We start from the raw sequence: 13,129 nt of genomic DNA, 5'->3' as shown, positions 1-13,129 counted from the left end.
CCTCCGGCCTGATGCGGTAAACAGCGGACGCATTGCGTATCCTGCCACCTATGAGCACGCAGATCGAGCAGCCCTACGCCTACCGCCGCCACGAGCTGGTCGAGCCGGCCTGGACGCGGTTCCCCGGCTGGCGCGACGCCACCGCGCAGGACTGGGCCAGCGCCCAGTGGCAGCGCGCCCACTGTGTCAAGAACGTCAAGCAGCTCCGCGAGCTCATGGGCGACCTGCTCACCGAGTCGTTCTACGCCGACCTCGAGCGCGACCAGGCCGAGCGGGCCACGATGTCGATGCTGGTGCCGCCGCAGATGATGAACACCATGGTCAGCGAGGTGACCTGGTCCGACGGCACCATGCCCTCGGCGGGCGTCGAGTTCACCCGGGCCTTCTACGCCGACCCCGTGCGCCGTTACATGCTCCCCGTCTTCTCCGACCGGCGCATGGACTGGCCGTCGCACCCGCACGCCACCCGGGACAGCCTGCACGAGCACGACATGTGGGTGGCCGAGGGCCTGACCCACCGCTACCCCACCAAGGTGCTGGCCGAGATGCTGCCGACCTGCCCGCAGTACTGCGGCCACTGCACCCGGATGGACCTCGTCGGCAACTCCACCCCGCAGGTCGCCAAGCTCAAGCTCGCCGGCAAGCCGGTGGACCGGTATGCCGCGATGTTGGCCTACCTCTCCTCCACCCCGTCGGTGCGCGACGTCGTGGTCTCCGGCGGCGACGTGGCCAACATGCCGTGGAAGAACCTCGAGGGCTTCCTCGACAAGCTGCTCGAGATCGACAACATCCGCGACATCCGCCTGGCCACCAAGGCCCTCATGGGGCTGCCCCAGCACTGGCTGCAGGACGACGTGGTCGAGGGCGTCGGCCGCGTGGCGCGCAAGGCCCGCGAGCGGGGGGTCTCGCTGGCGATCCACACCCACGTCAACGCGGCCCAGTCCGTCACCCCGGCGGTCGCGCAGGCCGCCAAGGCGATGCTCGAGGCCGGGGTTCGGGACGTGCGCAACCAGGGTGTGCTCATGCGCGGCGTCAACGACTCCACGGAGCAGCTGCTCGACCTCTGCTTCGCCCTCCAGGACGAGGCGATGGTCACGCCGTACTACTTCTACATGTGCGACATGATCCCGTTCAGCGAGCACTGGCGGCTCTCGCTCGCCGAGGCGCAGCACCTGCAGCACGCGATGATGGGCTACCTGCCCGGCTTCGCCACGCCGCGGATCGTGTGCGACGTGCCCTTCGTCGGCAAGCGGTGGGTGCACCAGGTCGAGTCCTATGACACCGAGCGCGGGATGTCGTTCTGGCGCAAGAACTACCGCACGTCCATCGAGGCCGCCGACACCGAGGCCCTGTCGCGCGACTACGTCTACTACGACCCGATCTACACCCTCCCCGAGAGCGGTCAGCAGTGGTGGCGGGAGCAGGGCGACCACGCGGCCGTCCACGAGCTCGCCGTGGAGCGGGCCCAGGCCAGCAGGGAGGCGGCCGCGCGCGACGCCGCGCTGGTCTGACCCGGAGCGACCCACGAACGCGCCACACCCGCCCGGGTGTGGCGCGTTCGTCATGAGACACCGGTATGCCGCGCCGGGCCGGGTTCGCTAGGTTGCTCCCGTGACTGCCATCACCCTCCCCCGCAAGCGCGTGCTCGCCGACGTCATCCCCGGCGGCCTCGCCCGTGACGCCCTCCTCGTCGCCAGCGGTGCGGCCTTCGTCGGCCTGCTGGCGCAGTTCAGCATCCCGCTGCCGGGCACGCCCGTACCCCTGACCCTGGGCACCTTCGCCGTGCTGTTGACCGGCGCCGCGCTCGGTCCCGTGCGCGGCCTGCTCAGCATCGGCATCTACATGGCCGCCGGCATGGCCGGGGTGCCCTGGTTCGCCGGTCAGACCAGCGGCTGGGGCTTCCCGTCCTTCGGCTACATCGTCGGCTTCGTGGTCGCCGGCGCCCTCGTCGGCTGGCTCGCCTCCCGTGGCGGCGACCGCACGCCGCTGCGGACGGCCGGCACCATGGTGCTCGGCAACGTCGTCATCTACGCGTTCGGCCTGCCCTACCTCATGGCGGCCACCGGGATGGACCTGCCGGCCGGCCTGGCTGCCGGGGTGACGCCCTTCCTCATCGGTGACGGCATCAAGATCCTCCTCGCCGCCGGCCTGCTGCCCGGCGCGTGGAAGGTCGTCCAGCACGTCGAGTCCCGCTGAACCCCGGCTGACCCAACGGCACACCGCCCATGGCCCGTCGCAAGGAGGCGTCGGCAGGAACCCCTGCCACCACGGCGCTGACCCGCGCCGGCGTCGACTTCGGCGTACACCCCTACGAGCACGACCCCGCTGCACCCTCCTACGGGCTCGAGGCCGCCACGGCCCTCGGTGTCCCGGCCGAGCAGGTCTTCAAGACCCTGCTCGTCGAGGGTGAGCGGGGTCTTGCCGTCGGCGTCGTGCCGGTCAGCTCATCGCTCGACCTCAAGGCGGTCGCCGCCGCGCTGGGCGTGAAGAAGGTGGCGATGGCCAGGCCCGAGGACGCCGAGCGGGCCACCGGCTACGTCGTGGGCGGCATCTCGCCCGTCGGGCAGAGGCGCTCGCTGCCGACGGTCGTCGACGAGTCGGCGCTGGGCCTCGAGTGCGTCTACGTCAGCGGCGGACGCCGCGGCCTGGACCTCTCCCTCTCCCCCGCTGACCTGCTGCGGGTGACCGGCGCGGTCGCGGCCGTGATCGCCCGCTAGCTACTCCCAGGGCGTCGAGAGCACCACCGTCGTGCGGGTGGCCACGTTGGCGGTGGCCCGCACCCGGGCGAGCAGGTCCTCGAGGTCGGCCGGCGTGCGCACGCGCGCCTTGAGGATGTAGTTCTCGTCGCCGGCCACCGAGTGGCACGCCTCGATCTCCTGCAGGTCGCGCAGGCGGTCCGGGATGTCGTCCGGGGCCGACGGGTCCAGCGGCGTGATCGAGATGAACGCGGTCAGCGGGAGGTCGAGCGCGGTGTGGTCGACGACGGCCTCGTAGCCCTTGATCACGCCCCGCTCCTCGAGGCGCCGGACCCGCTGGTGGACCGCGGACGTCGACATCCCCATCGCCTTGCCGAGGTCGGTGTAGCTCATCCGTCCGTCCTGGCGGAGGAGCTCGACGATGCGGCGGTCCTGGTCTTCCACGCTGCCACCCTACTGAGGCGGGCCGCCCCGGGGTGGGAGCATGGGCCCATGACCGACGGCCGCCTCATGCTCCTGGACTCCGCCAGCCTCTACTTCCGCGCGTTCTTCGGCGTGCCGGACCAGCGCAGGGACCAGGCCGGGCCCCCGACCAACGCCGTGCGCGGGTTCCTCGACATGGTCGCGTCCCTCGTCACGACCTACCAGCCGACGCACCTCGTCGCGTGCTGGGACAACGACTGGCGGCCGAAGTTCCGCGTCGACGCCATTCCCACGTACAAGGCGCACCGGCTCGCGGACGGCTCCCTCGAGTCGGAGCAGGTCCCGGAGGACCTCTCGCCGCAGGTGCCGGTGATCCGCGACGCGCTGCAGGCCGTCGGCATCGCGCGGGTCGGTGCGGACGGCTACGAGGCCGACGACGTGATCGGCACCCTCGTCCACCGCCACCGCGGGGGCATGCCCGTCGACGTCGTCACCGGCGACCGCGACCTCTTCCAGCTCGTCGACGACGCCCACGGCGTGCGGGTCGTCTACACGGCACGCGGCGGGGTGCGCGACCCCGACCTCGTCGACCAGGCGTTCCTGGCGGCGAAGTATGCCGTGGCCTCCGGGAGCGCCTACGCCGACATGGCCGCCCTGCGCGGCGACACCAGCGACGGCCTGCCGGGGGTCGCCGGGATCGGCGAGAAGACGGCGGCCAAGCTGATCGAGCGCTACGGCGACCTCGCCGCACTCCGCGCGGCCGTCGAGGGTGGCGACCCGGCGATCAAGGGCGCCCAGCGGGCGCGGCTCGAGGCAGCGCTGCCGTACCTGGAGGTGGCCCCCCTCGTCGTCAGGGTCGCCCACGACGCGCCCGTGCCCGAGCACGACGGCGCCCTGCCGACCCAGGTCGCCGACCCGGACCTCTTGGGACGGCTCGCCGAGGACTACGGCCTGACCAGCTCGTTCACGCGCGTGCTGACCGCGCTCGACATCATCTGAGCCCTCGCGCCGGCTCGAGGGCGCGCTCTCAGTCGAGGCGGTCGGCAGCCACCACGCCGCGCATGACCGCGTCGGTCGCCTTGCGGGCGGTGGCGCGCAGGGCAGGCTCCGGCGCGGCGTCACCGATCTGGTCGAGCAGGTCGACGACCTGCTTGCACCGCCGTACGAAGTCGCCTGCAGCCATGTCCTGTCCGCGCAGCACGGCCTCGAGGCGCTGGCCACTGGCCCAGCGGTGCATCATCCACGCCATCCCCGCGTCGGGGTCGCCGGTCAGCGGGAGCCCGAGGTCCCTCTCCCGGTCCTCGAGGTCGCCCCACAGCCGCACCATCGCACCGACGGCCTCGGCAACGGCGTCGGTGGGGAGCACCGGGTTCGGGTCGACCTCGTCGCGGCGGGGCTCGTGCACCAGCGTGGAGACCACCGCGGCCAGCTCGGCCGGGTCGAGCCGCTTCCACAGGCCGAGCCGCAGGCACTCCGCCGCCAGCAGGTCCTTCTCGGTGTACAGCCGGCGCAGGTGCTCGCCCTGCGGGGTGACGCTGTCGCCCTGGGGGGACAGGTAGCCCATCTCCGAGAGCAGCGTGCAGATGCGGTCGAACGTCTTGGCCACCGAGTTGGTGCGGCCCTCGACCTTGCGCTGCAGACCGACGGTCTCCCGCTTGAGCCGCCACCAGCGCTCCGCCCAGCGGGCGTGCTCCTCCCGGTCGGGGCACTGGTGGCAGGGGTGCGCCTTCATCCGGCGTCGCAGCTCGGCGACACGGCCCTCGTCCCCCTCCGCGGCCTCGCGGGCCTGCTTGCGCGGCGGCGGCTCGTGGGGCACCGCGATCCGCAGCGTCGTCGCCAGGTCGCGCCGCGCCTTGGGGCTCTTGGCGTTGAAGTGCGAGGGCACCTTCACCCGGGTCAGCGCCTCGACCGGCACCGGCACGTCGACCAGCGTGAGCTTGCGGATCTGCTTGTCCTCGGTGAGCACCGTCGGCGACGCTGGCTCGCCGCGGTAGGAGCGGCTGGGCTGCACCACCACGGCATACCCGGCGCGGCGGCCGGCGGGGATGCGGATGACGTCACCGACCCGCAGGGCCTCCAGGCTCAGGGCGGCCTCGGCGCGCTTGCTCGCGGCGCGGGCCTTGGCCCCCTCCTTCTCGACCTGCCTGATCTCGTTGCGCAGCGCCGCATACTCACTGAAGTCGCCGAGGTGGCACTCCATGGCCTCGGCGTAGCCCTCCAGCCCCTCCTCGTTGCGCCGCACGGCGCGGGCCAGGCCCACCACGGCGCGGTCGGCCTGGAACTGGGCGAACGACGTCTCGAGGATCTCGCGCGCCACCTCCCGCCCCACCTGCGCCACGAGGTTGACCGCCATGTTGTAGGTCGGGCGGAAGCTGGAGCGCAGCGGGTAGGTGCGCGTCGAGGCCAGGCCGGCGAGGGCCAGCACGTCCATCCCGCGGTTCCACAGCACGACGGCGTGGCCCTCGACGTCGATGCCCCGCCTGCCGGCGCGACCGGTGAGCTGGGTGTACTCGGCCGGCGTCACGTCGGCGTGCGTCTCGCCGTTGAACTTCACGAGCTTCTCGAGCACCACGGTGCGCGCCGGCATGTTGATGCCGAGTGCCAGGGTCTCGGTGGCGAAGACGGCCTTGATGCGCCCGGCGGTGAACAGCTCCTCGACGACCTCGCGGAAGGTCGGCAGCATGCCGGCATGGTGGGCGGCGAAGCCCCGCGTCAGCCCCTCGACGAAGTCCCAGTAACCCAGCACGGCCAGGTCCTCGTCCAGCAGGCCCTGCACGCGCTGCTCGACCAGGCGCCGGATCCGCTCCCCCTCCTTCTCGGGGATCAGGCGCATCCCGTCGAGCAGCAGCTGGCGCACCGCGGCGTCGCAGCCGACCCGGCTGAAGATGAAGGTGATGGCCGGCAGCAGGCCCTCACGGTCGAGCCGGGCCACCACCTCGGCCCGGGTGGCCCCGCCACCGGGCCACCCGCCGCCACGGGGTCCTCCCCCGGCGGGCACGGCGCCCCTGGCCATCCCGCGGCCGCCGGGACCTCCGCCGGGGCCCCGGGGCGCCCGCCCCCGCGACCCGCTGGACCGCCCGCGCCCTCCACCGGCGCCCCCGAAGCCCCGGTCGTCGAACCCTCTCCGCTGCTCCACGTGGCGCACGGCGGCCAACAGGTCGGGGTTGACGCGGGTCGCGTCGAGGGAGGCGGTGGGCGCCGAGGTCTCGTCGACGAAGAGGTCGTGCATCGTCTGCCCGACCATGACGTGTTGCCAGAGCGGCACCGGCCGGTGCTCGGAGACGATCACCTCGTGGTTGCCGCGCACCTCCGCCAGCCAGTCGCCGAACTCCTCGGCGTTGCTGACGGTGGCCGACAGCGAGACCACCTGGACGTCCTCCGGCAGGTGGATGATGACCTCCTCCCAGACGGCGCCGCGGAAGCGGTCGGCGAGGTAGTGCACCTCGTCCATGACCACGAAGCCGAGGCCGCGCAGGGTCGCGGACCCGGCATACATCATGTTGCGCAGCACCTCGGTGGTCATGACGACCACGGGAGCCTCGCCGTTGACCGAGGAGTCGCCTGTCAGCAGGCCGACCTTGGCGGCGCCGTGGACGCGCACGAGGTCGTTGTACTTCTGGTTCGACAGCGCCTTGATGGGCGTGGTGTAGAACGCCTTGCGCCCGGTGGCCAGCGCAAGGTGGACCGCGAACTCGCCGACGATCGTCTTGCCGGCGCCGGTGGGCGCGGCGACGAGCACGCCCCTGCCCTCCTCCACCGCCTCGCATGCCTTCAGCTGGAAGTCGTCGAGGGGGAAGTCGAGGCCGGAGAGGAAGGCACCGAGGTGGCTGCGCTCCCGCTGGCCCCGCCTCGCTGCGGCGGCGTAGCGCTCGGCAGGGGTGGACATGCCGTCAGGCTATGCCAGCGCCGGTCCCCTCACCCACGCGCCACGGCCGGCACCATGACCGTGAGCGCCGCGGGCACGACCTCCAGGGTCAGCGGCAGCGGGGCGAACCGCTCCCCGTCGGCGTACGCCATGATCCCCTCGGCCTCGAGGGTGACCTCGCGGCCACGCAGGACCTCCACGGCGGGGTGGTTGACGTGGGTGCCCTTGAACACGGTCGGGAACACCCTGAGGAACTCCAGGGTGCTGATGTCGTGGAGCACCATGACGTCGAGGAGGCCGTCGTCGAAAGAGGCGTCCGGGCAGACCCGCATGCCGCCCCCGTAGGAGGGCCCGTTGCCGACGGTGACCAGCATCGCGGCGGTCTCGTGGCGCACCCCGTCGACGGTCACGGCATACGGGATCGCCCGGAAGCCGGGCAGCTCGCGGGCGATGGCCAGGTTGTAGCGCATCCGCCCCTTGGGCCACGGCCACGTGTTGGCGCGCTCGTTGACCAGCGAGTCGAAGCCGGCGCCGAGCACGCCGGCGTACCACCGCACCTCGCCGCGCGAGTCGACGTGCCGCACCACGTCGATCTGGCGCGGTATGCCGGTGCCGACGACATCGGTCGCGGCGATGGGGTCGTGCACGGGCAGCCCCAGCCCCCGCGCGACGTCGTTGCCGGTGCCGGCCGCGATGATGGCCAGCGGCGTCTTGGTGTCGGCGCACAGGTTGACACCGAGGTGGACCATGCCGTCGCCCCCCACGACAGCCAGCACGTCGATGCCCTGGGCGATGGCGCCGATGGCCCGGTCGCGGGCCGCTGCCGCCGTCTCGTCGGAGAGGTCGAGCACCTCGTGGCCCCGGGCCCGCAGGCGGTGGGCCACCTCGAGGCCGAGGGCTCCCCCACGGTTCTTGCCCGAGGTGGGGTTGACCACCAGGCCGATGCGCTTGCCCACGGACGCGAACGCTACAGCGTCGAGGCCTGGTCGTCAGGAAGCTCGGCCCACTCGGGCTTGGCCTTCTCGCGCCGGCGGTCGATGAGGAAGGCGACGCCGATGGCCGCGAAGTAGAGCACCGTCAGCGGGGCCGCCAGCAGGAACATCGTGAACGGGTCGGGCGTCGGCGTGGCCACTGCCGCGAAGACGAAGATGACGAACACGGCCGGGCGCCAGGTGCGCAGCATCCCGCGCGCGGAGATGACGTGGGCGACGTTGAGGGCGACGAGGAAGACCGGCAGCAGGAAGGCCAGGCCGAACACCACGATGAACCGGGTGACGAAGCCGAAGTAGTCGGACGTCTGCTGGATGTTGGAGGCGCCCTCGGGGGTGAAGCCGTAGAGCAGGGTCAGGGCCTTGGGCATCGTCACGTAGGCCATCCAGCAGCCCGCGAGGAACAGCGGGACGATGGCCGCGACGAAGGCCAGCGAGACCCGCTTCTCCTTCTTCGTCAGGCCCGGGACGATGAAGGCCCACAGCTGGTAGAGCCACACCGGGCTCGACAGCAGCAGCCCGACGAAGATGGAGATGCTGACCTGCTGCGAGAACGCCGCGGTGGCGTTGCTGAAGTTCAGGCTCACCAGCTCGTTGCCGCTGGCCTCCTTGTAGGCGTAGAACGGCGAGGCGAGCTGCTGGTAGACCTCGTCGTAGTAGATCCAGCCCACCACGGCACCGGCCACGAGGGCGAGCGCGGAGATGAACAGCCGCCGGCGCAGCTCGCGCAGGTGGTCTCCCAGTGACATCCGCCCCTCGGGGTTGCGGGGACGGCGGAACGCTGCCATGTGGGTGCTGTCGGTGCCTGCGGGGTGGGCGGTCAGGAGATGGGGCCGGACGTGCCCGTGCCGGTGGAACCGGTGGACCCGGGGGTGGTGGTCCCGGGGCTGGGGTGGCCCGGGGTGGTGCCCGCACTGCCGGGCTGGTTGTCCTTGCGCGGCGCGTCCTCGCGGACGGTCTCCCCGCGGACGGTGTCGGAGCTGGCGGCGGACTTGCCGTCGTTCTTCATCTCCGACACCTCGGACTTGAAGATACGCATCGAGCGGCCCAGGCTGCGGGCGGCATCGGGCAGCTTCTTCCAGCCGAAGAGCAGGACGACGACGACCGCGATGATGATGAGCTCGGTGGGACCGAGGTTGGGCATGTCAGGCGCCTTTCGATGGCGGTGGGGCTAACGGCTGTCAGTCTACGTCGCGGGCCCAGAGCGGGAGCCGCTCCGCCCGGCGGGCCGTGCGCTGGGCGCGCAGCTCGGCCCGGGTGGTGGCCCTGTGGTGGCGCAGGTCGCGGGGGTCCTGGAACACGGCGAGCGGTACGGGCGGCGCGGGCTCCCCCAGCCGCTCGACCTGCGCCTCGAGGGCGGCGAGGGTCGAGCTGGCCCGCTCGGTCTCGGCGGCGAGCTCCTTGACCTGGCCCCACAGGCCCCACAGGCGCGCGACGAGGTACACCCCGGCGATCACCACCAGGAGCGTCCAGATCAGCACCCACCACCACACGGGCGACGACCCTACCCGCCGTCGCCTGCGGTGGGCACCTCGGTGCCCTCCCGGTATGCCGCGAGCGCGGCTTCCGCTCCGTGGCGCACCTCCTCGGCGACCCCGGGCGGGGAGAGGACGACACCGCGACCGCCGAGGCGCCACAGCAGCCGGCGCAGCCAGGCGGTGTCGCTCGTGCGCAGGCCGACCGTCTGCGAGCCGTCGTCGTGCGCCTCCACGGACTCGACCGGGTAGTAGTCGCTCACCCAGGTGGCCCCGGGCAGCAGGCGCAGGCTGACGAGCAGGTCGTCGGGCCGGGCGCTGAACGTGCCGGCGTCGAGGTCGCGCAGCTGGGCCTGCTCCGGGGGCGTGCCGTCCTGGTCGAGCACCTCGAGGCGCTCGATGCGGTCCATGCGGAACAGCCGGGTGTCCTGGGCGCGGTGGCACCATCCCTCGAGGTACCAGTGGGCGTCGAGGTTGACGACGCGCATGGGGTCGACGTCGCGCTCGGTGGCCTCGTCGCGGCTGGGCACCAGGTAGCGCAGGTGCACGCGGCGGCGCTCCTCGAGCGCGCGCCGGGCGTCGGCGAGCAGCTCGGCGGCGACGCCCTCGTCGATGGCGACGTCGACCCGCGCGGCGGCGTCCGCGCTGGCCCCGGTGGCCTGCTCCAGCTTGGCCAGGGCCCGCTCGATCGCGTCACGCTCGCCGATGCCGGGCACCGCGGCGAGCGCGCGCAGCCCCACCATCAGCGTGAGCGCCTCGTCGACCCCGAGCCGCAGTGGCCGGGCGATGGTGTCGGCGTTGGAGACGAAGACCCGCCCGCCCTCCCACTGGGCGTCGATGAGCTCGTCGGGCATCTGTCCGTAGCCACACATGAAGAGCAGCTGCAGGTCGTCCTCGAGCTGGCGCTCGGTGACGCCGAGCCCGGCGGCCGCCTCGGCGAGGTCGATGCCCTGCCGGTTGACCAGCCACGGCACCATCGTCAGCAGCCGGGAGAGCCGGTCGGTGGCCGACTCGGCGGTGCGCCTCGTGCCCTGTCCCCCGCTCACGCGTCCTCCCCCACGAGGGCGCTGCTGTGCGCTGCGCCGGCCGGCAGGTGGGCCCGGGCCGCGCCGGTGAGGCGTCGCACCACCGCCTCGCGGACCTCGGCAGGCTCGATGACGACCACGTCGGGTCCGTAACCGGTGACCTCGTCGGCGAACGCCTCGGCGTCGGTGAGCTCGACCTCCAGCTCGCACCAGCCGTCCCCGGCGTCGGTGGCTGCGGTGGCGCGCCGCCGCAGCGACAGGCCGCGGCCGTCGCGCACCCGCAGCCGCGCCTGCTGGGGGCGCTGCTCGCCGACGGTGGTGCGGATCATGTCCCGCGGCCGGTGGTCCGCCGGCACCTCGAAGGCCTTCGCCGGGCCCTTGACCCGCACGGGGCCGCTGATGCGCGAGAGCCGGAAGACGCGCGGCGCGTCGCGGTCGAGGTCGTGACCGGTGAGGTACCAGCGCCCGTGCCAGGAGGCCAGGCCCCAGGGCTGCACGTGCCGCTGGCGCGTCTGCCCCTCGCCGGCGGTGCGGTAGTCGAACTCGACCTGTCGCCGCCTCACCACGGCGTTCTTGACGTCGTCGAAGGCGGGCTCGGTCGTGCGCAGCCGCGGCTCGATGCCGATGAGCGACTCGCTGTCGCGCTCGATGCCGGAGGCCTTGAGCTTGCGCAGGGCCTGGGCGGCCGGCCCGGCCAGCGACGCGTGCGCCCACGTGCGGCTGGCCAGGCCGAGGACGGCCAGCTCGTCGGGTTCGAAGGAGATCTCCGGCAGCGCGTACTCGCGCTGGTCGATCCGGTAGCCGGTCTCGTCCTCCCAGATCGTGCTCGTCTCCTCGGTGACGAGCGGGATGCCGAGCTCGCGCAGCTCGTCCTTGTCGCGCTCGAACATCCGGTCGAAGGCCTCGTCGGAGGCGGCGGCGCCGTACTGAGGCACCATCGTGCGGATCGTGGACTTCGTCAGGGGCCTGCGGGTGTAGAGCAGGCAGAGGACGAGGTTGAGGAGCCGCTCCGTCTTGGCGGCAGGTCCTCCGGGGGCGCTCACCCGCCCGACGCTACCCGACGGCGGGGCGGGCGTCGTGGATAGTCTGCCCGTCGTGATGCAGTGGCGCGCCGGGACGGTCGAACGCGAGCTCCAGCGGTGGTCCGGGGCGGCGGTGTATGCCGTGCGCCTCGAGGGAGCGGCGGGCGCCTCCGGCCCCGTCAAGGCGTTGGCCTACACCGCCATGGTCGGCGACCCGCACCCGGGTGACCGGGTGCTGCTCAACGCGTCGGCGCTGCTGCGCGGCCTGGGCACCGGCGGGCTCGCCTTCGTCGTCGCGGTGCCCGACCGCCTGCCCCCCGATCCCCGCCCCGGTCCCGGGCACATCGTCAAGGCGCGCTACACGCCCCAGCAGCAGATGTTCCTCGCCGTCGACGAGCAGGAGAGCCCCCACCACGGGGTCCTCGAGCACGCCGACGACCTCGGGGGCGTGCCGGTGGTGGTCGCCGACCTGCACTCCGCCCTGCCGGCGGTCGTGGCCGGCGTGCGCGCCGACGACCCGGGCGCCCGCGTCGTCTACGTCATGACCGACGGCGGCGCCCTGCCGGCGGCGTTCTCCCGCACGGTCTCCACCCTGCGCGCCGCGCACTGGCTGGCCGGCACCATCACGGTCGGCCAGGCCTTCGGCGGCGACCACGAGGCGGTCACGGTGCACAGCGGCCTGCTCGCCGCCGTCCACGTCCTGCGCGCCGACGTCGTCGTCGTCGCCCAGGGCCCGGGCAACGTGGGCACCGGAACCACCTGGGGCTACTCCGGCGTGGCCGCCGGCGAGGCCCTCAACGCCGCGCACGTGCTCGGCGGCCGCCCGATCGCCTCCCTGCGCGTCTCGGAAGGCGACGCGCGCCCGCGCCACCGCGGCGTCTCGCACCACAGCCGCACGGCATACGGACGCGTGGCGCTGGTGCCCGCGACGGTGCCGGTGCCGGCCCTCGACGGGGAGATCGGCGACCTCGTGCGGGACCAGGTGCGCGAGCTCTGCGAGGTCAGCGGCGGCAGGCTCAGTGCGGTGGAGGTCGCCTTGGATGGCCTCGACGCGGCACTGCGGGCTGCACCGACGCGCCTGTCGACCATGGGGCGCGGCCTGGACGAGGACCGCGCCGCTTTCATTGCCGCGGCCGCGGCCGGCCGGTACGCCGTGCAGGCGGCTCCGTCGCAGACGCGCTGAGCCGCCCCGCGCGTCGCGGGGCGGCCCAGGCTGGAGCAGGGAGGGGTCGGCTCAGGCCACGTCGACCAGGTCGACCACGAAGATCAGCGTCTCGCCGGGCTTGATCACGTTGCCCGCGCCGCGGTCGCCGTAGGCCATGTCGGCGGGGATGGTGAGCCGGCGGCGTCCGCCGACGCGCATGCCGGCGATGCCCTCGTCCCACCCGCGGATGACCTGGCCGACGCCGAGCCGGAACTCCAGCGGGGCGCCGCGGTTCCAGGAGGCGTCGAACTCCTCGCCGGTGGAGTGGGCGACGCCGACGTAGTGCGCCTTGATGGTGTCGCCGGCCCCGGCCTCGGCGCCGTCACCCTCCTTGAGGTCCTCGACGACGAGCTGGCTGGGGGCCTCGTCGCCCGGGAAGTCGATCTCCGGCTTGGTGGTGTTCGGGTCGAAGCCCATGGGGTTCCTCTCG

At 73.0% G+C, this 13,129-nt stretch carries 14 protein-coding genes; 5 read left to right on the top strand and 9 right to left on the bottom strand.

Features of this window, described 5'->3' with window-relative positions:
- Positions 1 to 50: 50 nt before the first annotated feature.
- From P0Y31_RS06690 to ybaK, 3 genes are all read left to right on the top strand, one after another.
- The gene (locus tag P0Y31_RS06690; protein WP_275867599.1) at positions 51 to 1,511 is read left to right on the top strand and encodes a lysine 2,3-aminomutase; all 1,461 of its coding nucleotides are present in this window, start codon (positions 51 to 53) and stop codon (positions 1,509 to 1,511) included.
- A 100-nt stretch (positions 1,512 to 1,611) separates the two neighbouring features.
- The gene (locus P0Y31_RS06685; protein WP_275867597.1) at positions 1,612 to 2,196 is read left to right on the top strand and encodes a biotin transporter BioY; all 585 of its coding nucleotides are present in this window, start codon (positions 1,612 to 1,614) and stop codon (positions 2,194 to 2,196) included.
- A 29-nt stretch (positions 2,197 to 2,225) separates the two neighbouring features.
- Positions 2,226 to 2,717 carry a Cys-tRNA(Pro) deacylase gene (gene ybaK / locus P0Y31_RS06680; protein WP_275867595.1) on the top strand — a complete coding sequence of 164 codons (492 nt, stop codon included), beginning with the start codon at positions 2,226 to 2,228 and terminating at the stop codon, positions 2,715 to 2,717.
- Here ybaK and P0Y31_RS06675 read toward each other — a convergent pair whose 3' ends face one another.
- Positions 2,718 to 3,140 (bottom strand): Lrp/AsnC family transcriptional regulator, encoded by a 423-nt coding sequence (locus P0Y31_RS06675; RefSeq protein WP_275867593.1) that lies wholly within the window; start codon positions 3,138 to 3,140, stop codon positions 2,718 to 2,720.
- Positions 3,141 to 3,188: 48 nt separating this feature from the next.
- Between P0Y31_RS06675 and P0Y31_RS06670 the strand changes: the two genes are divergently transcribed.
- The gene (locus tag P0Y31_RS06670; RefSeq protein WP_275867591.1) at positions 3,189 to 4,118 is read left to right on the top strand and encodes a 5'-3' exonuclease H3TH domain-containing protein; all 930 of its coding nucleotides are present in this window, start codon (positions 3,189 to 3,191) and stop codon (positions 4,116 to 4,118) included.
- Between the two features lie 28 nt (positions 4,119 to 4,146).
- Here P0Y31_RS06670 and P0Y31_RS06665 read toward each other — a convergent pair whose 3' ends face one another.
- The 7 genes from P0Y31_RS06665 to P0Y31_RS06635 are packed head-to-tail and all read right to left on the bottom strand — an operon-like array spanning position 4,147 to position 11,516.
- On the bottom strand, positions 4,147 to 7,005 hold the full coding sequence (locus tag P0Y31_RS06665; RefSeq protein ID WP_275867589.1) for a DEAD/DEAH box helicase: 2,859 nt from the start codon (positions 7,003 to 7,005) through the stop codon (positions 4,147 to 4,149).
- A gap of 29 nt (positions 7,006 to 7,034) precedes the next feature.
- Complete coding sequence (locus tag P0Y31_RS06660) at positions 7,035 to 7,940, bottom strand: diacylglycerol kinase (RefSeq protein ID WP_275867588.1); 906 nt, start codon at positions 7,938 to 7,940, stop codon at positions 7,035 to 7,037.
- Between the two features lie 11 nt (positions 7,941 to 7,951).
- Entirely contained in the window at positions 7,952 to 8,761 is an 810-nt protein-coding gene (tatC, locus tag P0Y31_RS06655) for a twin-arginine translocase subunit TatC (protein ID WP_275867586.1), read from the bottom strand.
- 32 nt (positions 8,762 to 8,793) lie between these two features.
- Positions 8,794 to 9,117 carry a Sec-independent protein translocase subunit TatA gene (gene tatA, locus P0Y31_RS06650; protein WP_275867585.1) on the bottom strand — a complete coding sequence of 108 codons (324 nt, stop codon included), beginning with the start codon at positions 9,115 to 9,117 and terminating at the stop codon, positions 8,794 to 8,796.
- A 37-nt stretch (positions 9,118 to 9,154) separates the two neighbouring features.
- Positions 9,155 to 9,466: a hypothetical protein gene (locus tag P0Y31_RS06645; protein WP_275867583.1), complete on the bottom strand. Its 312-nt coding sequence runs from the start codon at positions 9,464 to 9,466 to the stop codon at positions 9,155 to 9,157.
- A gap of 11 nt (positions 9,467 to 9,477) precedes the next feature.
- A complete protein-coding gene (locus P0Y31_RS06640) occupies positions 9,478 to 10,494 on the bottom strand; it encodes a WYL domain-containing protein (RefSeq protein WP_275867581.1) in 1,017 nt (338 codons plus the stop codon).
- On the bottom strand, positions 10,491 to 11,516 hold the full coding sequence (locus P0Y31_RS06635) for a WYL domain-containing protein (protein ID WP_275867580.1): 1,026 nt from the start codon (positions 11,514 to 11,516) through the stop codon (positions 10,491 to 10,493). The genes P0Y31_RS06640 and P0Y31_RS06635 overlap by 4 nt, the downstream gene beginning before the upstream one ends.
- Before the next feature lie 52 nt (positions 11,517 to 11,568).
- Between P0Y31_RS06635 and P0Y31_RS06630 the strand changes: the two genes are divergently transcribed.
- Positions 11,569 to 12,678, top strand: a complete 1,110-nt coding sequence (locus tag P0Y31_RS06630) for a DUF3866 family protein (protein WP_275867578.1) — start codon at positions 11,569 to 11,571, stop codon at positions 12,676 to 12,678.
- Between the two features lie 51 nt (positions 12,679 to 12,729).
- Here P0Y31_RS06630 and P0Y31_RS06625 read toward each other — a convergent pair whose 3' ends face one another.
- Positions 12,730 to 13,116, bottom strand: coding sequence for an FKBP-type peptidyl-prolyl cis-trans isomerase (locus P0Y31_RS06625; RefSeq protein ID WP_275867576.1), 387 nt, complete (start codon positions 13,114 to 13,116; stop codon positions 12,730 to 12,732).
- Positions 13,117 to 13,129 lie beyond the last annotated feature (13 nt).

It is taken from the genome of Knoellia sp. 3-2P3 (genome assembly GCF_029223115.1).
Lineage (GTDB): Bacteria > Actinomycetota > Actinomycetes > Actinomycetales > Dermatophilaceae > Pedococcus_A.
Note: the sequence above shows the minus strand (reverse complement) of the source record. Positions and strands in the feature narration are given on the sequence as shown.